Raw genomic sequence first — 22453 nt, 5'->3', positions numbered from 1 at the left:
CATGGAATCGAGGTGTCTTTCTTTTATGCAAAATCACGAACTTGCTCATTTATAGTTAAATATCTGTAATGTCATCGCAGTTCTTTTTTCACTGACTACATTGATCTGCTTAAATGGAATTCATAGAAAAACATTTTCCTCAGTTCTTTCAACACTGTGTGTTCTGTTTCTAATCATGGCATTGTTTGAATTTTCTATTTATATGTACGGAGATCTGGATTATTCCAATCTGGAATACCTTGGAAGTACAGGCAATTCAGCAGATATATTCTGGGCAGATATTATGCTGACAGGACTTGGTGCAATTATGGATGTGACGGTGACGATCAGCGCAGCAGTAGGAGAGATCGTGCGGAAAAATCCATCGGTTTCTCTGAAAAGACTGATACATTCCGGTCGTGAAATCGGATATGATATTATGGGAACCATGATAAATGTACTGCTGTTTGTTCTGGCAAGCGGCATGATTCCCATGTTCATACTTAAGATGAATAATGATATGAGCTTTGTAACGATCGTGAGATACCACATTCCATATGATATCTGTCGTTTTCTGATAGAAAGTATTGGAATTGTACTGGCAATACCGGTATCTGTTTTTATTGCTTCAGTGATTATGAAAATACCATCACGGAAAAGGGGTGTCAGAGAATGATCATTTTTCTTGCATTGATTTTAATTTTTCTGGTGATCTTGATTGGCGGAGAGCGTGGAGCCATGTCAATTATGACACTGGCGGGGAATATTGTAATTTTGTTTTTTTCAATTATGCTGATGTCTGCCGGTTTTCCTGTACTGCTCCTGATATTGGTGGCAGGTGCAGGTGTCTGTTATATTTCTCTGTTTTATCAGAACGGAAATAATCCAAAGACGCGGGCGGCTTTTCTGGCTACACTGCTGGTAATGTTACTTTTGTTTATTCCGATTTATATTATTACATGGAGATCAGGAAGCTACGGGTTAAATGAGCTGCAGATTTCGGAAGACGATTTTATGTATTATTACAGTACGGACCTTCATATTAACATGCTTCATGTAGGAATATTTGTAACTGTTTTCAGTACTCTTGGGGCTGTTATCGATACAGCATTATCTGTAACATCTTCTGTATATGAAGTCTGGACTCATAAAAACAGTCTGACAGCGAAAGAGCTTACAGCTTCCGGCTATCAGGTTGGGAAAGAAATTATCGGTACAACGGTAAATACGTTGCTGTTTGCTTATCTTGGAGGAACTATTTTATTATTTTCATACATTCAGACACAGAAATATAGCCTGGAGATCATTCTTAATTCCCAGTTCCTATTCCAGGATGTTGCAGTCATGCTATCTGGTGCGGTAGCCTGCCTTATTACCGTCCCGGTATCGATCAGATGTATTATTCGACAGATCTCATGAAGCATATCTCCACTGCACTGAATACGGAATCCATGGTCCCGATACAGATGTTCTTTACTGTATTCAGCAGACGTGGGCTCTCTTTTATGAAAGCAGTTATTATATTTATGTATTTATGGGAGTGCTTTTACAGGCAGTTCCATTTCTGATCCTGGGAGTCCTTCTATCTTCGGCGCTTCAGACATATGTATCGGAAAAATGGATCGTAAAATTACGGAAAATGTGAAGAAAGTGTGAAATTAGCACTCGCCTATTGACAGTGCTAATAATGCGTGTTATAGTACATACAGAACAAAGGAAGAGAGAAAAAAGAAATCTTCCGGAGAAAGTTCTTACAGAATTTGCAGATGTTTTCAGAAACAGTAAATTAAAAACGCCTGCGCAGCACGCAGCGAATATAGATCAGGAGGAATGAGTTATGTTAATGCCAAGTATTTTCGGAGAAGATTTATTTGATGATTTTATGGGATATCCGACAGGCCGTCAGGCAGCTGCCAATGCTTATCCTCAGGTGAAGGATATGATGAAGACAGATATCCTTGATGTAGATGGCAATTATGAACTGGAGATCGATCTTCCGGGATTTAAGAAAGAGGATGTGAAGATCCAGCTGAAGAATGGTTATCTGAACATTCAGGCAACCAGAGAAGAGAAGAAGGACGAGAAGGATGATAAAGGTAAATATGTTCGCAGAGAACGTTATACAGGAACCTGCAACAGAAGCTTTTATGTAGGCTCGAGCATTAAGCATGAAGATATCCATGCGAAATATGAGAACGGAATCCTTCATGTAACCTTCCCGAAGGAAGAAACCAAGAAAGAAGCAGAAGAGAAGAAATTTGTTTCTATTGATTGATCAGCATTTATTGTGAAGCCCCGGTACTGGATTGCAAGCTCCGGGTGATGGGATATAGCATAATAACAATATCCGGAACAACCCAAACGGATATTGCAAATATTAAAGCTCCAAATTGCACATTGCATTTGTTTATATAAATGAATATAACCCCCTTTTTTCCACCCCTCTGCCAATGTCCGGCAGAGGGGTTCTTTACGTTTCAGCCTGAAGTACAGAGGTGAATTCTGATTACTGTTTACTGGTAATATTCCGCGAAGCGTGTTGCTGAGAACGGAGTGAACAGTAACGAATTCTGATTAACTTTACACTCTTTCCTCACTCTGTTATACTTGGAACAGGTAAACAGCGGAAATTCGGCAATACTATAAAATTGGGGAAAGAGTTTTTACAGAGGTGAATATATGGGAGATAAGATCAAGGTTATCATGGACTGTGATCCCGGAATCGATGACGGGATCGCACTGGCATATGCGGCAGCACATCAGGATGAACTGGAGCTGCTTGCAGTGACGACATCTGCAGGAAGTACCAGGATAGAAAGAGTGACCCAAAATGCACTGGAGCTGGTGGATTTTTACGGACTGAAGGTTCCGGTGGCAGGAGGCCAGGACCGTCCTCTTGTGAAAGCGGCAATTTATGCGGAAGAATTCCACGGAGAGACAGGGCTTGGCCATTGCGTACTGCCGGAAGCAAAATCAGAGGCTGCTTCTGATAATGCAGTGCTTTTTATACGTGACATTCTGAATGCCATTCCGGAGGGCGAGCAGGTAGTAATGATCGAAACTGCACCAATGACTAATCTTGCACTTCTGTTAAAGGTTTTTCCTGAAATAAAGAATAAGATCAGAAAAATTGTTTTTACAGGCGGCGCAGCAAAAGGCGGAAACATCACACCGGCAGCGGAATTCAACATCTACGCAGATCCGGAGGCGGCAAAGATCGTATTCGATTCCGGAATCCCACTGATCATGTGTGGACTGGATGCTACCCTGAAATGTAATCTTACCAGAAACCAGATCATGAAGCTGTGCCAGTCCGGTGATCCGGCAGCCAGAGCCTGTGGAGATATGGCTGGCTACGTACTTGAAAATTTTTCCAAATATCGCTGTGTGGCAAGTATCCATGCTGCTGTACCGTTTATGTATCTCATCCATCCGGAGTTCTTTAAAACAGAAAAAGTATTCCTGGATGTGAATTGTTCAGACGGTGCCGGACGGGGTGCCACATTATGCGATTTCCGCTGGTGGCTACACGAAGAAGACGAAATGAAAGATATGATTCTGACAGATGCAGATACAGAAAGCTTCCAGCAGGAGCTGTTTGAAGCGATTTATTCTGTGTCCGAATGCAAAAATATGAAATAGCCGGACAACGATCCGGAAACAGCTGCATTTATGAAGCAGCTGAGCAGTCAGATAAGAGGACAGAAAACCCATGAACTATATTGTATTTGACCTGGAATGGAACCAGAATCCGGATGGAAGAAGACATCCGGATAGTCGGCTCCCGTTTGAGATCATAGAGATCGGGGCAGTAAAATTAAATGAAAAAAGAGAGATCGTTGATACCTTTCAGTGCCTGATCAAGCCCAAAGTGTACCACTGGATCCACGACAGTATCCATGAAGTGATCCACGTGGATTATCATGAACTGGAAAAAGGCATCCCTTTTCCAAGGGCAATCCGCAGATTTCTGGAATGGTGCGGGGAGGAGTATCGCTTTTTTACCTGGGGAGACCAGGATGTGATGGAACTCCAGCGCAATATGAAATACTATAATCTTCTGAAGCTGATGCCAGGGCCGGTGCATTACTACGATGTGCAGAAACTTTTCAGCATAAAATTCGAGGATGGAATATCCAGGCGTTCCCTGGAATATGCTACAGACTACCTGCAGCTTCCCAAAAACCGGGATTTTCACCGGGCACTGGCAGATGCCAGCTATACTGCCAGGATACTCCTGGAGATCGATGAAGCCTGCATGATCCGCCATCCGTCCCTGGATGTATATCAGAATCCAAAATCCAGAGACAGCGAGATCTATATTTCCTATACAGACCATGACAAGTTTGTGTCCAGGGAATTTGTATCAAAGGAGCGTCTGATGAAGGATCGTACCATGGTAAGTACCATGTGTCCTATTTGCAGATGCCCTGCCAAGAGGAAGATCCGCTGGTTCAGTACCAACAATTCCAAGGTGTATTACAGCCTTGCCCTTTGCCATGAGCATGGACCTGTTGCCGGAAAGATCCGGATCCGAAAAACCGATGAGGGAAAATATTTCGGGGTGAAGACCCTGAGAGCAGAAGATACAGAAGCGGCGGATGAGATCCGTGAAAAGCACGAATCTCTCCGCCGCAGGAAAATGTTACGAAGCCAGGAGAAGATCTGATACGATGTTTCGTTCGTATTGCATTCCCCATCCGACCATTTGTTTCTTATAATAATATTTGCTTTTCAGACGCAGTGGGCCGACAGCATTCTGAAGAACGGCCTGGCGTTTGTTAAGCTGTGATTTTTTGATACCTTTTGGAAGAGTCACATAAACCTTTGTCTGATAATAAAACGGATAGGTGTTTCCGTTATTCTTAAGGATATATTTGTCACAAGGGAGTACCTTAAACGGGACTGGCTCCATGGACACCTTCATATCCACCTTTTCAAAATTTTCAAAACCATAATTAAAAAGAGAAGCGGTATCGCTGTAAGCATTTGCCGCGGAAGTAGAATTCAGGATCACGGCTACCAGCGTTATATTTCCTCGTTTGCAGTAGGTGACAAGTGTGTTGCCGGATGCATCCGTGTAGCCTGTTTTTCCGCCACGGACGCCTTCATAATAATATTCGCCGTTTTTCATCATCTTGTGATGATTGAGCAGCTGGCGGGCTTCCGCAAATTTATTGGTAGGCGGGATCTCGTAATAACGTTTGGTGCAGTATCGCCGGAAAAGAGGATTCAGCCAGGCGGATTTGGCGATCTTTGCCATGTCGGAGGCTGTGGTGTAATGATTCTCATCCGGAAGACCGTTGGGATTGTTAAAGTGTGTGTTCTTGCAGCCAAAAAGCTTGGCGCGCCAGTTCATGAGTTCTGCGAATTTCTTTACAGAGCCGGAAACTTCTTCCGCAACGGCGACAGACATTTCATTAGCGGACTGGAGCATGACAGCCATCAGGGCCTGATCCCTGGTGAATTCTTCACCGGGAGCAGCATAAATACTGGAATCTCCGGCAGTTACACTGGTGGAAGCGTTCTCAGATACGGTAATGTTTGTCTTAGTATTCAGATTTTCGCAGGCAAGCAGTGTAGTCAGGATCTTCGTGATGCTGGCAGGGTAGAGCTGTGTGTCCGCATTTTTGGAATAAAGAACGGCTTCTGTATTTACGTCCATAAGGACTGCAGCCTGTGCTTCGATGCCGGGACCTTTGGGCCATCCGTCAATGGAATCGGTGTCGGCAGCCTGTGAATAATAGCTGGAGTGAGCAGGCGTGACTGCTGCGGCCTGACCATCAGGAACCGGTGTGGCAGTGACGATAGGATCACCATATTCATCGTATCCATAGGCAGCCGCCGCGCAGGGAGCTGCGCCTGTGAGCAGGATCCCTATGCCGAGAATGCCTGCAAAGATCCGGCGCAAGGATCGTTTTTTCATATTTTTCATAACAAGATACCTTTCAGTGATAAATCCGGGCGAGAAGGTTATTATTCATTTGAGGATCAGTAACCGAAAAAATCTTGCCCGTTTTGTGATGAGGTGCAGTATTTCATTAATTATAGCATTGTATTAATGAAACGCTGTATTTTTGCCCTCAAGATTCTGTAGTAGTATACCACTTTCCTCCCGGAAAAACCACTTGCAGTCTGTGAAAATTCCATTAAGAAGAAGTGAACATACATATAAAAAGAAAAATCCATGAAAACACTTGACATATGGATTTTCCCCAACCTATAATAGACAGCGTATATAGAAAAAGCTGTGATGGAGACAGTAGGCCATATGGAAAGCTTGTAGCGAACCGGGGATGGTGGGAGCCCGGGACGAGTAAATATGGCGGAATATCACTCCTGAGCTTCAGTTCCGAAGTTGTCCGGCAACAGCCGGAAGAATATCTGATATACAGATGATCATTAAGTAAGAACTGACGGATTTCCTCCGTTACAGGGAACATATATCGGCAGATACAAAGAATTGTCCGCCATGAACAGACATGGAACAACAGCCCGCGCCATAACACAGAGCATAAGAACACAGCAGAAGACGCAGGGATCCGGACACAGGCCCGTATAATGTAACAGGTGGTACAGCGAATCAGACTTCGTCCTTTTACAGGATGGGGTCTTTTTTTATAAGTGCCCGAAGTATTGGCACGAACAGGTATCTGTGAAGAAACAATCCGCTGTGGCCTTACAAATGAGGCAGCAGCCAGTAATCAGACACAGGAGGTAAATATTGTGTATCGTAAAGTTGACACGAATCTGAATTTTGTTGACCGTGAAAAAGAAGTCGAGAAATTCTGGAAAGACAACAAGATTTTCGAAAAGAGTATGGACAGCCGTAAAGAGGGCGAGACATACACATTCTATGACGGACCGCCTACCGCAAATGGTAAGCCACATATCGGACACGTTCTGACACGAGTTATCAAGGATATGATCCCGAGATACCGTACAATGAAGGGGTACATGGTTCCGAGAAAAGCAGGATGGGATACTCACGGACTTCCGGTTGAGCTTGAGGTTGAGAAGAAGCTTGGCCTTGACGGCAAGGAGCAGATCGAGGAGTACGGAATGGAGCCGTTCATTCAGCAGTGTAAGGAGAGCGTATGGAAATACAAGGGAATGTGGGAGGATTTCTCATCTACCGTTGGTTTCTGGGCTGACATGGAGCATCCGTATGTAACATACGACAACAATTTCATCGAGTCCGAGTGGTGGGCGCTGAAAGAGATCTGGGAAAAAGGTCTTCTTTATAAAGGCTTTAAGATCGTTCCTTATTGCCCACGCTGTGGAACTCCGCTTTCCGCACAGGAGGTTTCTCAGGGCTACAAGACTGTTAAAGAGCGCTCTGCGATCGTACGTTTCAAGGTTGTTGGTGAGGACGCATACTTCCTGGCATGGACAACAACACCATGGACACTTCCGTCCAACGTTGCACTTTGTGTAAACCCGGATGAGATCTACTGCAAGGTAAAAGCAGCAGACGGCTATACCTACTACATGGCAGAGGCACTTCTGGACAAGGTTCTCGGCAAGCTTGCAAAGGATGATGAGCCTGCATATGAGATCCTTGAGAAATATAAAGGAACAGACCTTGAGCGCAGAGAATATGAGCCGCTTTTTGCATGTGCAGGAGAGGCAGCAGCAAAACAGCACAAAAAAGCTCATTTCGTAACCTGTGACAACTACGTTACCATGAGTGATGGTACCGGTATCGTTCATATCGCACCTGCATTTGGTGAGGATGACAGCCGTGTCGGACGTGAGTATGACCTTCCGTTCGTACAGTTCGTAGACGGACAGGGTAACATGACCAAAGAGACACCATACGCAGGTGTATTCGTAAAGAAAGCGGACCCGATGGTTCTCACAGACCTTGACAAAGAGGGCAAGCTTTTTGACGCACCGAAATTCGAGCATGATTATCCGCACTGCTGGAGATGTGACACACCGCTTATCTACTATGCACGTGAGTCCTGGTTCATCAAGATGACTGCAGTAAAGGATGATCTGATCCGTAACAACAATACTATCAACTGGATTCCGGAGAGCATCGGTAAGGGACGTTTCGGTGACTGGCTTGAGAATGTTCAGGACTGGGGTATTTCCAGAAACCGTTACTGGGGAACACCACTGAATATTTGGCAGTGTGAGTGCGGACATATGGAATCCGTAGGAAGCCGTCAGGATCTCTATGAGAAGAGTGGTGACGAGCGCGCGAAGACCATCGAGCTTCACCGTCCATACATTGATGATATCACCATGAAGTGTCCGGACTGCGGCAAGACCATGCACCGTGTACCGGAGGTAATCGACTGCTGGTTCGATTCCGGAGCAATGCCTTTTGCACAGCATCATTATCCATTTGAGAACAAAGACCTGTTCGAGCAGCAGTTCCCGGCAGACTTCATCTCCGAGGCTGTTGACCAGACAAGAGGATGGTTCTACTCCCTTCTTGCTGAGTCCACACTCCTTTTCAACAAGGCTCCGTATAAGAATGTAATCGTTCTGGGACATGTACAGGATGAGAACGGACAGAAGATGAGTAAGTCCAAGGGAAATGCAGTAGATCCGTTTGATGCACTGAACAAATACGGCGCAGATGCAATCCGCTGGTATTTCTACATCAACAGTGCTCCGTGGCTCCCGAACCGTTTCCATGGCAAGGCAGTTGTAGAGGGACAGAGAAAGTTCATGAGCACTCTGTGGAACACCTACGCATTCTTCGTACTGTATGCGAACATTGACAATTTTGATGCAACTAAATATACTTTAAATTACGATAAGCTTCCGGTTATGGATAAATGGCTGCTCAGCAAGCTGAATACCATGGTGAAGACTGTCGATGCGGATCTTGATTCCTACAAGATTCCGGAGGCTGCAAGAGCACTCCAGGAATTTGTTGACGATATGAGTAACTGGTATGTAAGAAGAAGCCGTGAGCGTTTCTGGGCAAAGGGCATGGAGCAGGATAAGATCAATGCTTACATGACACTTTACACAGCACTGGTAACAGTTGCCAAGGCTGCAGCTCCGATGATCCCGTTCATGACTGAGGATATCTACCAGAACCTTGTAAGAAGCATTGATGCAGACGCTCCGGAGAGTATCCATCTTTGCGATTACCCGGAGGTAAACGAGGCATGGATCGACAAGGATCTTGAGGCAAACATGGAAGAGCTTCTTGAGATCGTTGTTCTCGGACGTGCATGCAGAAATACCGCAAACATCAAGAACCGTCAGCCGATCGGAACCATGTATGTAAAGGCTGAGAAAGCTATGGATAAATTCTACACAGATATCATCGCAGATGAGCTTAACGTAAAAGAAGTGAAATTCGCAGATGATGTAGAGTCCTTCATTTCCTACAGCTTCAAGCCGCAGCTTCGTACAGTAGGACCGAAATACGGCAAGCTTCTGAACGGCATCCGTACCGCACTCTCCGAGATCGACGGAACCGCAGCAATGAAAGAGCTGAGAGATAATGGTGTTCTCGTTCTTGACATTGACGGAAACAGAGTCGAGCTTGCAGAGGAAGACTTATTGATCGAAACAGCCCAGAGCGAGGGCTATGTGACAGAGACAGACGGTGAGACATCCGTTGTCCTTGATACAAACCTTACACCTGAACTGATCCAGGAGGGCTTTGTCCGCGAGATCATCAGCAAGGTTCAGACCATGCGTAAAGAGGCTGGTTTCGAAGTCATGGACAAGATCATTGTCTATGCAAAAGATAACGATAAGATCATGGATATCATGAAAGCAAACCAGGATGAGATCAAACGTGAAGTACTGGCAGAAAACATTATTCTGGGAGAAGCAGAGGGTTACACCAAGGAGTGGAACATCAATAAAGAGGCTGTAACACTGGGAGTATCCAAAGTACAGGAGGAAAACTAATGATTGACAAGCAGTTTGAGAAAGAGGAATTCAAAAAAAGTGTAAAAGAAAACGTAAAATTCCTTTATCGAAAAACACTGGAAGAGGCTACACAGGAGCAGATCTTTCAGGCTGTAAGCTACACTGTGAAGGACGTGATCATTGACAACTGGCTCAAGAGCCAGAAGGCGTATGAAAAACAGGATCCGAAGATCGTATATTATATGTCCATGGAGTTCCTTATGGGCCGTGCCCTTGGAAACAACCTGATCAACCTTGGTGCATACGGCGAGGTTAAGGAGGCTCTTGAGGAGCTTGGACTTGACATTAACTGCATCGAAGACCAGGAGCCGGATCCGGCTCTTGGAAACGGTGGACTCGGAAGACTGGCAGCATGCTTCCTGGATTCTCTTGCAACTCTCAACTACTGTGCATACGGATGCGGAATCCGTTACCGTTATGGTATGTTCAAGCAGGAGATCCGTGACGGTTATCAGGTAGAGGCACCGGATAACTGGCTGAAGAACGGCTATCCTTTCGAGCTCCGTCGTCCGGAGTATGCAAAAGAGGTTCATTTCGGCGGATATGTACGCGTTGAGTGGGATCCGGTGAAGAACGAGAATAAATTCATCCATGAAGGATATCAGGCAGTTAAGGCTGTTCCTTACGATATGCCGATCACAGGTTATAACAACGATGTTGTAAACACACTTCGTATCTGGGATGCAGAGCCGATCGTAGACTTCAACCTTGACTCTTTTGACAAGGGTGATTATCACAACGCAGTAGAGCAGGAGAACCTTGCACGTACTATCGTTGAGGTACTTTATCCGAATGATAACCATATGGCAGGTAAAGAGCTTCGTCTGAAACAGCAGTACTTCTTCGTATCTGCCAGCCTTCAGGCAGCGATTGCCAAATATAAGAAAACACACGATGACATTACCAAGCTTCATGAGAAGGTTGTATTCCAGATGAATGATACTCATCCGACAGTTGCAGTTGCAGAGCTGATGCGTATTCTTATCGATGAGGAAGGTCTTGGCTGGGATCAGGCATGGGATATCACAACAAAATGCTGTGCTTACACCAACCACACCATCATGTCCGAGGCACTTGAGAAATGGCCGATCGAGCTGTTCTCCAGACTGCTTCCGCGTGTATACCAGATCATCGAGGAGATCAACCGTCGTTTCATTCTTGAGATCCAGCAGAAATATCCTGGAAACTTCGAGAAGATCAAGAAGATGGCGATCATCTATGACGGACAGGTTAAGATGGCTCACCTTGCGATCGTTGCAGGCTACTCTGTAAACGGTGTTGCACGCCTTCATACCGAGATCCTCAAGAATCAGGAGCTGAAGGATTTCTATGAGATGATGCCTGAGAAGTTCAACAACAAAACAAACGGTATCACACAGAGACGTTTCCTTGCTCATGGAAACCCGCTTCTGGCTGACTGGGTAACGGACAAGATCGGACCGGACTGGATCACAGATCTTTCCCAGCTTTCCAAGCTTAAAGTTTACGCAGACGATGAGAAGGCTCTTCAGGAGTTCATGACCATCAAGTTCAAGAACAAAGAGCGTCTTGCAAAATATATCCTGGAGCACAATGGTGTTGAGGTTGACCCGCACTCTATCTTCGATATCCAGGTTAAGAGACTTCATGAGTACAAACGTCAGCTTCTTAACATCCTGCATGTGATCTATCTGTACAACCAGATCAAGGCACATCCGGAGATGGATTTCTATCCAAGAACATTTATCTTTGGTGCAAAAGCTTCCGCAGCTTACGCACGTGCAAAGAAGATCATCAAGCTGATCAACTGTGTGGCAGATGTTGTAAACAATGATGCTTCCATCAACGGCAAGCTGAAGGTTGTATTCATCGAGAACTACCGTGTATCCAACGCTGAGATCATTTTTGCGGCAGCAGATGTTTCCGAGCAGATCTCCACAGCAAGTAAAGAGGCTTCCGGTACAGGTAACATGAAATTCATGCTGAATGGTGCTCCGACACTTGGAACCATGGATGGTGCTAACGTTGAGATTGTACAGGAGGTTGGCGAGGAGAATGCATTTATCTTCGGTATGAGCTCCGACCAGATCATCAACTATGAGAACAACGGCGGTTACGATCCGGACTTCATCTACAACACAGATCCGGAGATCCGTCAGGTACTGATGCAGCTGATCAACGGAACCTTCTCCAGCGATACAGAGATGTTCCGTGACATCTACAATTCACTTCTCGACAAACGCAACATGCCGAGACCTGACCAGTACTTCATCCTTGGCGACTTCCGTTCCTATGCAGAGGCACAGAAGCGTGTTGAGGAAGCATATAAGGATGAGAAACGCTGGGCTAAGATGGCACTTCTCAATACAGCATGCAGCGGTAAGTTCACATCCGACAGAACTATCCAGGAGTATGTAGATGATATCTGGCATCTGGATAAGGTTATTGTGAAAGAGAACTAAGATATAGAAAGTAATCTGCAAAGTATTACCATAAAATAAATTTCCACACAAAAACAGGGCTCGTCAGGAGTAGCGACGGCCCTGTTTTTTGTGTGGAAATTATGCCGGATTGATGACGATCCGGTTCCGTCTGGCCAGTGCAATGGCGATATGGCAGCCTTCCGCGATGGCGCAGGCTTTATCGGCAAAGCTGATGATCCAGGCTTCCCTATTGCGTGGAAGAGGTCCCAGAGGGAACATATGTGAGAGTATCGCATCCAGCTCTCTGTCTGTGACATCAAAGTGTGCGGCACTGTTGTCTGCGGCAGCCTTCGGGTGATAAAACGCCTGATGCTCACCGGTCGGTGTCTCCGCCCTGAAGTCATAGGGACAGAAATCGTGGAGAAGCCCTGCCCTTGCGGCGGCTTTCTCGTCACATCCCAGCTTCCTGGCAATGAACCAGGAGAGGTAAGAAACATTGATACTGTGCATGAGCCGTGTGGTCCACTGGTGGTGGGTGTACAGGCTCAGCTTCAGGAACTCTCTGTTACAGAGGATGTTCTTCACAAGCGCATGATATTCCTGTGAGACCTCATCCGACACCGTGATATCCATCGGCAATCACCTTCTTTCTTTTGTTTATAATTTCATTATGACGATTATGGAGAAAAATGCAATAAAGTTTATATTTTTTTTATAAATTAGTTGAGACAAATTTTTTCAGAATGGAATCTTCTGTTTTTCATCTGTTTTCCATGACCGGAGATATGGTATAGTAATGAACAGAATTGGTGTCAGTGAAAATATTATGAAAAGACGGAGGAGAGAGAACGAATATGAAACCAGAAAAACTGATTGAAGTACTTTCTGTTGCAGAACGATTAAAAGATGCAGTGCGTCATTGCTATACATCCGGAGGCAGGCGGGAGAGTGTTGCGGAGCATTCCTGGAGAATTTCTCTGATGGCATATTTTGTCAGCGACGAGTTTCCGGAGGCAGATCTTCTGAAGATCATGAAAATGTGTCTGATCCATGATATGGGAGAAGCTTTTACCGGGGATATCCCAGCTTTTGAAAAAACAGTAAAAGATTCAGAAAAAGAAGCCGATGTGCTGGGTGAATGGGTGAAAACTCTGCCGGAACCATTTGATAAAGAGATGGCAGAACTGTATCAGGAAATGGAAGCACAGCAGACTCTGGAATCCAGAATCTACAAAGCTTTGGACAAACTGGAAGCGCTGATCCAGCACAATGAATCCGACATCAAAACCTGGATCCCACTGGAATATAACCTGCAGATGACCTACGGAAATGAACAGGTGAAATTCTCAGATTATCTGACGGAGCTTCGGGAGCAGGTAAGAGAAGATAGTGTGCGGAAGATTGAAAAATCTGTACACTAATTTGCACATCTCCATCAGAAACATTAAAAAAGAGGGAACCATTTTACGTGGTTCCCTCTTGTAAAAATTCCGATTTTATGCGGATTTCTTATTTACCAAAGTATCTCTTAAGCAGACCTGCGAATGCTTTTCCGTGTCTTGCCTCGTCCTTAGCCATCTCATGTACTGTGTCATGGATTGCGTCAAGGTCAGCTGCTTTCGCACGTTTTGCAAGGTCGAATTTACCTGCTGTAGCGCCGTTTTCAGCCTCTACACGCATCTGAAGGTTCTTCTCTGTGCTGTCTGTTACAACCTCACCAAGGAGCTCTGCGAATTTAGCTGCATGCTCTGCTTCCTCGTAAGCTGCTTTTTCATAGTACATACCAACTTCCGGATATCCTTCTCTGTGAGCAACTCTAGCCATTGCAAGATACATACCAACCTCAGAGCACTCGCCCTCGAAGTTCGCTCTCAGGTCTGCAAGGATGTCCTCGCTGACACCTTTAGCTACACCTACAACGTGCTCAGCTGCCCATGAGAGCTCGCCTTCCTGTTTCTGGAATTTAGAAGCTGGTGCTTTACATACTGGACAGGCTTCCGGTGCCTGCTCGCCTTCATAAACATATCCACATACTGTACATACCCATTTAGCCATAGTAATGATCTCCTTTTCTTTTTTGAAATATATTGTTTGTTTTTGTTTCTTCTAAATTAATAATAGTAATTATTACTATTTTATAATACCATGTGATCTTTGTTTTGTCAAGCTTGTTTTTCTTCTTTTTTCAGGCATTCCTTGCAGATCCCATAGAAGCTTGCATCTACGTCAAAGACTTTTCCGTGGATAAATTCTGCAGCTGCCTGTTCAAGAATTCCGTTAAGGCTGTCTGACTGCATATCGATCACCCGGTTGCATCTGGTACACATGAAATGTGAGTGTGGTGCGACCCTTCCATCGTAGCGATCCGCGCTTCCGAAATTGGTCAGCTTCCGGATCTCACCGATGTCACTGAGAAGAGAAAGATTACGGTAGACAGTTCCGAGACTGATATTCGGGTAGATCTGTCGAAGATTCTCGTATACTGTATCTGCCGTTGGATGATCTGTTCTGGATCTCAGAAATTCCTTGATGGATTCTCGCTGACGGCTGTATTTAAGTGCTGCCATAATGTTTCCCCCTTTCAGTAATAGTAATTATTACTGATATTATAATACATGGCAGAGGGAAGTTTGTCAAGAGGTTTGGATATGATTATCCTGAAATATTTTCATTTTATGAGCTGGATGTAAATGAGTATTTTTACGCTGCGGGTGTAGGGGATATTTGCAACCCTGCAGAGGACTTACTTGATTCGGTTAAATGGTGAGAACTGGCAGTCGGATGTCTGACAGAGTGTTTATTATAAGGAATATTGTGCCCTTAATGATAGGATTTTATCAGTAAAAATTCTCAGTGAAAATTTATAAAAATAAGTTGACAGAGACTAACTTTGGTAGTATATTTACAACAGTTAGAGAAATCTAACTAACATGTAAAGGAGAATGCAAATGACTTGTGAAAAATTTGAATCTGTCATGGGTTATCATTGTTCCCCTGTATTAATGGGAATGAAACCGGCGAATCTTGTTTCCTTTTCCAAGGAAAAAATGCCGGAGCTGCCGGAGATCATTTCGGATTATGAGGAGAGTCTTGAACGGGAAGGTATCCGTATGGAGATCATCTGTGGATGCAGGAAGCATTATCTTCTTCTGGTGTACCGGCCGGATATGCTACAGGAATATCTTAAGCAGGATGAAGCCAGGAAACTTTTGCTTCAGGATGGGTATAATATAGATAGTTCTTTGGATGAGATGATCGCCCGTTTGAAGGAGAGATTTTTTCATAAGACGGAGTTTCCTCATGAGATCGGACTTTTCCTGGGTTATCCCATTGAAGATGTGAAGGGCTTCCGGAAGTTCGGAGGCAGTGGCTGCAAGATGTGTGGTTACTGGAAGGTTTATGATGATGTGGAGCAGGCTCGCAGGATTTTTGACAGCTACGATAAGTGCCGGGAGTTTACTGCGGCGCAGATCCGTGCGGGGTATTCGATTTTGCAGGTTGTTGGTATGAAGCATCTCTGTACATCTCAGATGTGCGTATAATATAAAGTTTAAAAACAGGAGGTTTTTGAGATGAGCAAGGTAGGAATTATTTACTGGTCTTCTACAGGTAACACAGAGGCTATGGCGCAGGCTGTTGAGGAAGGTGCCAAGGCTGCCGGTGCGGATGTTGAGATTATGGAAGTGGCTGATGCGGATGTGGATAAAGCGCTTTCTTTTGATGTTCTGGCTCTTGGTTGTCCGGCTATGGGGGATGAGGAGCTTGAGGAGGGTGAGTTCGAGCCATTCTTCTCTGATCTGGAAGGCAAACTTTCCGGTAAGAAAGTTGCGCTTTTCGGTTCCTATGACTGGGGCGACGGAGAGTGGATGAGAACATGGTGCGGCAGAGCAAAAGACGCAGGCGCAGAGCTTGTTGAGGATGAAGGACTCATTGTAAACAACACACCTGATGATGAAGGACTTGCAGCTTGCCGTGAACTTGGCGGAAAACTTGCATAAGATCTATTAGATTTCAAATAAATAAAAACTGAGCAGAGCATTGGATTTTCAAACACAAACACCATCCGGACAGAAGGGATAGATATCTTTTTTGTCCGGGTGGTGTTTTATTTTGAGCGAAAATATCTGCTTATTACTTTGAGAAAATATAGAAGAAATGAATATTAAGACAAAAAATCCTTGTTGATTTTAATATTTACGTGTCCTAAAATAGATAAAAATGAAATAAAGCAGGAAAGTGAGGGATGCCGGATGACGCGGGAGGAAGCGGAACAGTATTTATATTATGCGATGACAATTGGTGAACAGCTTCTTTGCTGCGGAGCAGAGGTTGGACGTGTGGAAGATACCATACGGCGGATCTGCCTGGCATATGGAGCCACCCGGGCAGATGTTTTTTCTATCACATCCAGTATTGTGACGACTATTTATGGAGAGGATTTCGGTATTTGCACCCAGACGCGGCGTGTGCCGGGAATGTCCAATGATCTGGGACGGCTGGATGACCTGAACCAGCTTTCCAGATACATCTGTGAGTATCGGCCGAAGCCGGAGGAGATTCAGAAGGGGCTGGAAAAGATCCGGGATAAACAAGGATATTCTTTTAAAACGCAGATTTTGATCTATGCTGTAATTTCAGGCTCTTTTTCCGTGTTTTTTGGAGGAGATGTCAACGATATGATTGCTTCTGCGCTGATTGGTATCGCCCTGAAGCTGTTTGAGGCTTTTGTAAAAAAGGGCGCATTAAACTCGCTGCTGACAGTGCTTCTTTGCTGCGGAGCCGGCGGAGTACTTTCCAATCTTACAGTTCTGATCGGGCTTGGACATCATGCGGATCTGATCAGTATCGGAAATATCATGCTTCTGATACCGGGAATTGCATTTACCAATTCATTACGCGATATGTTTTCAGGAGATACCATTACAGGTTTGATCCGATGTATGGAGGCGCTTTTGCTGGCACTGGTCGTGGGCCTTGGTTTCACGGTGGCGAATCTGTTGTTTTAACCGAATCAGGGAAGTTCTCTTGAAGGTTACGAAAAGCAATAAGCAGTGAATGAGGAGTTCACATACTGCATCAATTGCGGAGTAGCGAAATGCAGCAGATAATGGGAGTATTTGAGAGTAGTTATGATTTATTCAGGAGGAAAATATGCGGGAAATCATACAGCTGGTCGTATCCTTCACAGGATCCCTCGGCTTTGCGGCATTATTTAATATCCATGGAAAAAAACTCTGGTTTGCGGCATTGGGTGGATGTCTGTCCTGGGCTGTATATCTGGCAGTAGAGTTCATAACGCCAAGTCCGTATGCGTGCGGTTTCTGGTCAACAGTAGCTATTACTTTGTATGCAGAATGTATGGCAAGAATTCATAAAACGCCGGTAACTGTATTTCTGGTTTCCGCGACAATTCCGCTGATTCCGGGAGCAGCACTTTACCGGACAATGAACTGGATGTTGATGAAGGACTGGGCAAAATTCCAGAAAGACGGAATCTATACGATCCTTTTTGCGGTGAGCATGGCAGCAGGAATGACGCTGACAACCATTGCGTTCCGGATGGCGTGGCGGTGGATGTACAGGCAGAGGAGAATGTAATACAGTATCGAAATTCCCCGTTTACAAACCATCGGAAATGTGTTACGATTTTCCCATATGGAAAACTCATGGAAGAAGAGAGTACATGTGTACACCGTACTACAGGGAAATCCCCGGAGGACTTTTTAGATGCAGGCTGTGACGCAGTTGATGTCATAGATCTGCGGCAGAGTGAATGGTAAAGGTTCACTTTATGCAGGAGTTCCGAGACTGAGAGGGATGTGCAGGCGCAGATGGAAGATGGCTTCGGAGAGGCATTGCTGAACCGGTTTAAACGCGATAAGCGAAGTGCGAATGTCCGATTTAACGGACACCGGCAGGCAGTGACAGGACCGCCTGTTATAGCGGAAGGGTATAGAGCTTGCTGTACCTGATGAGGTTTTTGCCGCGAGGCAGGAACGAAAAGAAGTGGTAACACGGGTAATAACTCGTCTTCTCATATCATTATGGTATGAGAAGACGTTTTTTTATGTCGCTGAGAATTACTTGGTAATCTTCCAATGTCCCCGGACAGGAAATTTCCTGTTTTGACGGAATATATTTTCAGTCCGTTATGAGTAAGTACACAATTTATTTTTATATTTATGGAGGAAAGAAAAGATGGAAAAGCAGAGATATTATATCAGCACTGCCATTGCGTACACATCCGGTAAACCGCATATCGGAAATACCTATGAGGTCGTTCTTGCGGATGCGATCGCACGTTTTAAAAGACAGCAGGGTTATGACGTATATTTTCAGACAGGTACTGATGAGCATGGCCAGAAGATCGAGCTGAAGGCTGAGGAAGCTGGTGTTACACCAAAGGAATTCGTAGATAACGTTTCCGGTGAGATCAAACGCATCTGGGATCTGATGAACACATCCTATGATAAATTCATCCGTACAACAGATAAAAACCATGAAGAGCAGGTCAAAAAAATCTTCAAAAAAATGTATGCAAAGGGAGATATCTACAAGGGTCATTATGAAGGAATGTACTGTACACCATGTGAGTCCTTCTTCACAGAGTCCCAGCTTGTAGATGGCAAATGTCCGGACTGCGGACGTCCATGCGTACCTGCCAAGGAAGAGGCATATTTCTTCAAAATGAGTAAATATGCAGATAAGCTTATTGACTACATCAACACACATCCGGATTTCATCCAGCCGGAGTCTCGTAAAAACGAGATGATGAACAACTTCCTTCTTCCGGGACTTCAGGATCTCTGTGTATCCAGAACATCCTTTAAATGGGGAATCCCGGTAGATTTCGATCCGAAGCACGTTGTATATGTATGGCTGGATGCCCTGACAAACTATATCACAGGTATCGGCTATGACTGCGACGGAAACAGCAGCGATAAATTCAACAAATACTGGCCGGCAGATCTTCACCTGATCGGAAAAGATATCATTCGTTTCCATACCATTTACTGGCCGATCTTCCTGATGTCTCTGGATCTTCCGCTTCCGAAACAGGTATTCGGACATCCATGGCTGCTTCAGGGCGATGGAAAAATGAGTAAATCCAAAGGAAATGTAATCTATGCAGATGAGCTGGTTGAGTTCTTCGGTGTAGATGCTGTCCGTTATTTTGTACTCCATGAAATGCCATTTGAGAATGACGGTGTGATCACATGGGAGCTGATGGTTGAGAGACTGAATTCCGACCTTGCAAACACACTTGGAAATCTTGTAAACCGTACAATTTCCATGTCTAACAAATATTTTAACGGAGTCGTTGAGAATAAGAATGTTACTGAGCCGGTTGATGAGGATCTTAAGAGCTTCATCCTTCAGGTTCCGAAGAACGTTTCCGCAAAAATGGACAAGCTTCGTGTGGCAGATGCTATCACAGAGGTATTCTCTCTGTTTAAACGCTGCAACAAATATATCGACGAGACAATGCCATGGGCACTTGCAAAGGATGAGACAAAGCAGGATCGTCTTGCAACCGTTCTCTACAACCTGGTTGAGGGAATCTGCATCGGCGCATCTCTTCTGAAATCCTTTATGCCGCGTACAACAGAGCGTATTCTTGTACAGCTCAACGCAAACGAGAGAACTCTTGAGGAGATGGAGCAGTTTGGTCTTTATCCTTCAGGAAACCGCGTAACCGACAAACCGGAGATCCTTTTTGCGAGACTTGACCTGAAAGAGGTTCTTGAGAAGGTTGAGAAGCTTCATCCGAAGAAAGAAGAGCCGAAAGAAGAGCCGAAGGAAGAGGTAGAAGAGGAGAAAACAGAGAATGTGATCGATATCGAGGCAAAGCCGGAGATCACTTTCGATGATTTTGAGAAGCTGCAGTTCCAGGTTGGTGAGATCATTGCCTGTGAGGAGGTTAAGAAATCCAGAAAACTTCTCTGCTCTCAGGTTAAGATCGGAAGCCAGGTTCGTCAGATCGTATCCGGAATCAAGGCTCATTATTCCGCAGAGGAAATGGTGGGCAAAAAGGTTATGGTCGTTACAAACCTGAAGCCTGCCAAGCTTGCCGGAATCCTCAGCGAGGGTATGATCCTCTGTGCAGAGGATGCAGACGGAAATCTTTCCCTGATGGTACCGGAGAAAGAGATGCCTGCAGGCGCTGAGATCTGCTAAGTATAGACAGATATGGAATTGAATCATTTTGATAAAAACGGCAATGCTGTTATGGTGGATGTGTCCGACAAACCGGTCACTCACCGTACGGCAACAGCCACGGGTTCCATTCAGGTAAGCCCGGAGATCATGGCCGCGGTAAAAAGCGGAAATGTGAAAAAGGGTGATGTACTTGGTGTGGCCCGTGTGGCAGGTATCATGGGTGTGAAGCGTACTTCTGAGCTAATCCCCATGTGCCATCCACTTCCCATCCAGAAGTGTTCTGTGGATTTTGAGACCGATGAGGATGCGGGAGTGATCCGTGTATTCTGCACGGTAAAAACAGAGGGAAAAACAGGCGTGGAGATGGAGGCGCTGACAGGTGTTCAGGTGGCGCTTCTTACCATTTATGACATGTGCAAGGCAATTGACAAGCACATGGTCATGTCTGATATCCATCTGGAAGAAAAAACAGGAGGCAAAAGCGGAGATTTTCGTTTTGAGGAAAAATAATGATAGACAGGTGCGGAAGAAATATTGATTATCTCAGGATTTCCGTAACTGACAGATGTAATTTGCGGTGTATTTATTGTATGCCGGAGGAGGGAGTGCAGCATGTGGAGCGCTCCCTCATTTTGCAGGAAGAGGAAATTTTGAGGATCTGCCGGGTGATGGCAGAGCTGGGTATCCGGAAGATCAAGCTGACCGGCGGGGAACCGCTTGTACGGCCGCGGATGCCTCAGCTGGTGGAAAAACTGAAAAATATGCCGGGGATCGAGAAGGTGACTCTGACTACAAATGGTGTGTTTCTGAAAGATCAGATGAGTGATTTTGCCCGGGCGGGGCTGGACGGATTGAATATCAGCCTGGATACGCTGGATGAGGCCTGCAGCAGGCGGATCACGCGGCGGGATGAACTGGGGCGGACGCTGGAAGGGATTTCGGAGGCAATGAAGTATCCGGAGATTTCACTGAAGATCAATTGTGTGCCTCTTGGGATCCCGGAGCAGGATCTTTGCCGGGTGGCGCTTTTGGCCAGGGATCACAGGGTGCATGTGCGGTTTATTGAGATGATGCCCATTGGGATGGGAAAAGAATTTCATGGGGTGTCGGAGGAGGAACTGCTTCGGATCCTTGGGGAAAAGCTTCCGCGGTTTTCGCCGTATGTTGGGGAGCCCCTTGGGAATGGACCGTGTCATTATTATGATGTGGATGGTTTTTCCGGAAAGATCGGGTTTATCAGCGCGGTGAGCCATAAGTTCTGTGGGAAGTGTAACCGGATCCGGCTGACTTCTCAGGGCTTTTTGAAGACCTGTCTGCAGTATGCGGCGGGAAGGGATCTTCGGGAGGTGATCCGCAGTGGTGGTTCGGATGAGGTGCTGAAGGCTGTGATCCTGGAGGCTTTGGCGGAGAAACCGGACGGGCATGTTTTTGGCGGAGGTCTGGAGAAACAGAAGGATGATAAGACGGAGAAGCTTTGTATGGCTCAGATCGGAGGTTGAGTGATGAAGAGAGTTGCTGTGATCACTTCTAGTGATAAGGGGTACAGAGGAGAGCGAGAGGATCTTAGTGGTCCTGCTGTGAAGGAGATTATGGAGGCGGCCGGGTATGAGGTTGTTTCTGTGGATGTTTTGCCGGATGACCGTGGGATGCTTGGGAGCCGGATGACTGAGATCGCAGATCTGGGGCTTGCGGAGCTGATCCTGACTACGGGTGGTACCGGGTTTTCTCAGAGGGATGTGACACCGGAGGCTACGGAGGATGTGATCGAGCGGCGTGTGCCGGGGATTCCGGAGGCGATGCGGGCGTTTAGTCTGACGATCACGAAGAGGGCGATGCTGAGCCGGGCTACGGCCGGGATCCGGAAGGGGACGTTGATCGTTAATCTGCCGGGGAGTCCTAAGGCTGTCAGGGAGTGCCTGGAGGTTATTATTGAGGCGTTGGGGCATGGGATTGAGATTTTGACTGGCGAGACTGGAGAATGCGGACGGTAGTGTGCGGTG

General features: G+C 45.6%; 21 protein-coding genes. 17 read left to right on the top strand and 4 right to left on the bottom strand.

Features of this window, described 5'->3' with window-relative positions:
- Positions 1-61: 61 nt before the first annotated feature.
- The 5 genes from NE638_RS11745 (at position 62) to NE638_RS11725 (ending at position 4648) form a co-directional block, all read left to right on the top strand.
- Positions 62-655 carry a YibE/F family protein gene (locus tag NE638_RS11745; RefSeq protein ID WP_330603445.1) on the top strand — a complete coding sequence of 198 codons (594 nt, stop codon included), beginning with the start codon at positions 62-64 and terminating at the stop codon, positions 653-655.
- A complete protein-coding gene (locus tag NE638_RS11740) occupies positions 652-1398 on the top strand; it encodes a YibE/F family protein (RefSeq protein ID WP_173746231.1) in 747 nt (248 codons plus the stop codon). The genes NE638_RS11745 and NE638_RS11740 overlap by 4 nt, the downstream gene beginning before the upstream one ends.
- A gap of 418 nt (positions 1399-1816) precedes the next feature.
- Positions 1817-2254 carry an Hsp20/alpha crystallin family protein gene (locus tag NE638_RS11735; RefSeq protein ID WP_021650081.1) on the top strand — a complete coding sequence of 146 codons (438 nt, stop codon included), beginning with the start codon at positions 1817-1819 and terminating at the stop codon, positions 2252-2254.
- 404 nt (positions 2255-2658) lie between these two features.
- Positions 2659-3621, top strand: coding sequence for a nucleoside hydrolase (locus NE638_RS11730; protein ID WP_114002475.1), 963 nt, complete (start codon positions 2659-2661; stop codon positions 3619-3621).
- A 70-nt stretch (positions 3622-3691) separates the two neighbouring features.
- Positions 3692-4648 carry a 3'-5' exonuclease gene (locus NE638_RS11725; protein WP_021650273.1) on the top strand — a complete coding sequence of 319 codons (957 nt, stop codon included), beginning with the start codon at positions 3692-3694 and terminating at the stop codon, positions 4646-4648.
- Here the strand turns inward: NE638_RS11725 and NE638_RS11720 are convergent.
- Positions 4625-5914, bottom strand: a complete 1290-nt coding sequence (locus NE638_RS11720) for a D-alanyl-D-alanine carboxypeptidase family protein (protein WP_173746230.1) — start codon at positions 5912-5914, stop codon at positions 4625-4627. The two genes, NE638_RS11725 and NE638_RS11720, sit on opposite strands and share 24 nt — an antisense overlap.
- A 791-nt stretch (positions 5915-6705) precedes the next feature.
- Between NE638_RS11720 and ileS the strand changes: the two genes are divergently transcribed.
- Together ileS and NE638_RS11710 are read left to right on the top strand one after the other, a co-directional pair.
- Complete coding sequence (ileS, locus tag NE638_RS11715) at positions 6706-9870, top strand: isoleucine--tRNA ligase (protein ID WP_114002504.1); 3165 nt, start codon at positions 6706-6708, stop codon at positions 9868-9870.
- Entirely contained in the window at positions 9870-12332 is a 2463-nt protein-coding gene (locus NE638_RS11710) for a glycogen/starch/alpha-glucan phosphorylase (protein ID WP_059086602.1), read from the top strand. Before ileS ends, NE638_RS11710 begins: the two co-directional genes overlap by 1 nt.
- Positions 12333-12431: 99 nt before the next feature.
- Here the strand turns inward: NE638_RS11710 and NE638_RS11705 are convergent, their stop codons facing one another.
- Entirely contained in the window at positions 12432-12926 is a 495-nt protein-coding gene (locus NE638_RS11705; protein WP_173746229.1) for an HD domain-containing protein, read from the bottom strand.
- Positions 12927-13147: 221 nt separating this feature from the next.
- On the opposite strand from NE638_RS11705, the gene NE638_RS11700 reads away from it, so the two are divergent.
- Positions 13148-13714 (top strand): HD domain-containing protein, encoded by a 567-nt coding sequence (locus NE638_RS11700; protein ID WP_173746228.1) that lies wholly within the window; start codon positions 13148-13150, stop codon positions 13712-13714.
- Positions 13715-13802: 88 nt separating this feature from the next.
- Here the strand turns inward: NE638_RS11700 and NE638_RS11695 are convergent, their stop codons facing one another.
- Together NE638_RS11695 and NE638_RS11690 are read right to left on the bottom strand one after the other, a co-directional pair.
- Positions 13803-14348 (bottom strand): NADH peroxidase, encoded by a 546-nt coding sequence (locus tag NE638_RS11695; protein ID WP_015526390.1) that lies wholly within the window; start codon positions 14346-14348, stop codon positions 13803-13805.
- Between the two features lie 107 nt (positions 14349-14455).
- Positions 14456-14860, bottom strand: a complete 405-nt coding sequence (locus tag NE638_RS11690; RefSeq protein WP_015526389.1) for a Fur family transcriptional regulator — start codon at positions 14858-14860, stop codon at positions 14456-14458.
- A 381-nt stretch (positions 14861-15241) separates the two neighbouring features.
- Between NE638_RS11690 and NE638_RS11685 the strand changes: the two genes are divergently transcribed.
- From NE638_RS11685 to NE638_RS11645, 9 genes are all read left to right on the top strand, one after another.
- Positions 15242-15835: a DUF3793 family protein gene (locus tag NE638_RS11685; protein WP_022426572.1), complete on the top strand. Its 594-nt coding sequence runs from the start codon at positions 15242-15244 to the stop codon at positions 15833-15835.
- Between the two features lie 30 nt (positions 15836-15865).
- Positions 15866-16291: a flavodoxin gene (locus tag NE638_RS11680; protein ID WP_118515241.1), complete on the top strand. Its 426-nt coding sequence runs from the start codon at positions 15866-15868 to the stop codon at positions 16289-16291.
- A 252-nt stretch (positions 16292-16543) separates the two neighbouring features.
- A complete protein-coding gene (locus tag NE638_RS11675) occupies positions 16544-17299 on the top strand; it encodes a threonine/serine exporter family protein (protein ID WP_021653091.1) in 756 nt (251 codons plus the stop codon).
- Positions 17300-17444: 145 nt separating this feature from the next.
- Positions 17445-17891 (top strand): threonine/serine exporter family protein, encoded by a 447-nt coding sequence (locus NE638_RS11670; protein ID WP_092073405.1) that lies wholly within the window; start codon positions 17445-17447, stop codon positions 17889-17891.
- Positions 17864-18073: a hypothetical protein gene (locus NE638_RS11665; RefSeq protein WP_092073402.1), complete on the top strand. Its 210-nt coding sequence runs from the start codon at positions 17864-17866 to the stop codon at positions 18071-18073. The genes NE638_RS11670 and NE638_RS11665 overlap by 28 nt, the downstream gene beginning before the upstream one ends.
- Positions 18074-18491: 418 nt before the next feature.
- On the top strand, positions 18492-20471 hold the full coding sequence (gene metG / locus NE638_RS11660) for a methionine--tRNA ligase (protein WP_114002702.1): 1980 nt from the start codon (positions 18492-18494) through the stop codon (positions 20469-20471).
- 12 nt (positions 20472-20483) lie between these two features.
- Positions 20484-20963, top strand: a complete 480-nt coding sequence (gene moaC, locus NE638_RS11655) for a cyclic pyranopterin monophosphate synthase MoaC (RefSeq protein WP_021653088.1) — start codon at positions 20484-20486, stop codon at positions 20961-20963.
- On the top strand, positions 20963-21952 hold the full coding sequence (moaA, locus tag NE638_RS11650; RefSeq protein ID WP_173746227.1) for a GTP 3',8-cyclase MoaA: 990 nt from the start codon (positions 20963-20965) through the stop codon (positions 21950-21952). Before moaC ends, moaA begins: the two co-directional genes overlap by 1 nt.
- Positions 21953-21955: 3 nt before the next feature.
- The gene (locus NE638_RS11645) at positions 21956-22444 is read left to right on the top strand and encodes a MogA/MoaB family molybdenum cofactor biosynthesis protein (protein ID WP_173746226.1); all 489 of its coding nucleotides are present in this window, start codon (positions 21956-21958) and stop codon (positions 22442-22444) included.
- Positions 22445-22453: the final 9 nt, after the last annotated feature.

Origin of the sequence: Blautia sp. MSK.18.38 (genome assembly GCF_024460535.1) — a bacterium.
GTDB classification, from domain to species: domain Bacteria; phylum Bacillota; class Clostridia; order Lachnospirales; family Lachnospiraceae; genus Blautia_A; species Blautia_A fusiformis.
Note: the sequence above shows the minus strand (reverse complement) of the source record. Positions and strands in the feature narration are given on the sequence as shown.

Bases quoted from the DNA above. Each gene is read 5' to 3' on its own strand.
- NE638_RS11735 (WP_021650081.1), top strand. From the start codon at position 1,817: ATGTTAATGCCAAGTATTTTCGGAGAAGATTTATTTGATGATTTTATG.
- moaC (WP_021653088.1), top strand. From the start codon at position 20,484: ATGGAATTGAATCATTTTGATAAAAACGGCAATGCTGTTATGGTGGAT.
- moaA (WP_173746227.1), top strand. From the start codon at position 20,963: ATGATAGACAGGTGCGGAAGAAATATTGATTATCTCAGGATTTCCGTA.
- NE638_RS11690 (WP_015526389.1), bottom strand. From the start codon at position 14,860: ATGGCAGCACTTAAATACAGCCGTCAGCGAGAATCCATCAAGGAATTT.
- NE638_RS11730 (WP_114002475.1), top strand. From the start codon at position 2,659: ATGGGAGATAAGATCAAGGTTATCATGGACTGTGATCCCGGAATCGAT.
- NE638_RS11645 (WP_173746226.1), top strand. From the start codon at position 21,956: ATGAAGAGAGTTGCTGTGATCACTTCTAGTGATAAGGGGTACAGAGGA.
- NE638_RS11700 (WP_173746228.1), top strand. From the start codon at position 13,148: ATGAAACCAGAAAAACTGATTGAAGTACTTTCTGTTGCAGAACGATTA.
- NE638_RS11705 (WP_173746229.1), bottom strand. From the start codon at position 12,926: ATGGATATCACGGTGTCGGATGAGGTCTCACAGGAATATCATGCGCTT.
- NE638_RS11680 (WP_118515241.1), top strand. From the start codon at position 15,866: ATGAGCAAGGTAGGAATTATTTACTGGTCTTCTACAGGTAACACAGAG.
- metG (WP_114002702.1), top strand. From the start codon at position 18,492: ATGGAAAAGCAGAGATATTATATCAGCACTGCCATTGCGTACACATCC.
- NE638_RS11710 (WP_059086602.1), top strand. From the start codon at position 9,870: ATGATTGACAAGCAGTTTGAGAAAGAGGAATTCAAAAAAAGTGTAAAA.
- NE638_RS11720 (WP_173746230.1), bottom strand. From the start codon at position 5,914: ATGAAAAATATGAAAAAACGATCCTTGCGCCGGATCTTTGCAGGCATT.
- NE638_RS11685 (WP_022426572.1), top strand. From the start codon at position 15,242: ATGACTTGTGAAAAATTTGAATCTGTCATGGGTTATCATTGTTCCCCT.
- NE638_RS11675 (WP_021653091.1), top strand. From the start codon at position 16,544: ATGACGCGGGAGGAAGCGGAACAGTATTTATATTATGCGATGACAATT.
- NE638_RS11695 (WP_015526390.1), bottom strand. From the start codon at position 14,348: ATGGCTAAATGGGTATGTACAGTATGTGGATATGTTTATGAAGGCGAG.
- NE638_RS11740 (WP_173746231.1), top strand. From the start codon at position 652: ATGATCATTTTTCTTGCATTGATTTTAATTTTTCTGGTGATCTTGATT.
- NE638_RS11725 (WP_021650273.1), top strand. From the start codon at position 3,692: ATGAACTATATTGTATTTGACCTGGAATGGAACCAGAATCCGGATGGA.
- NE638_RS11670 (WP_092073405.1), top strand. From the start codon at position 17,445: ATGCGGGAAATCATACAGCTGGTCGTATCCTTCACAGGATCCCTCGGC.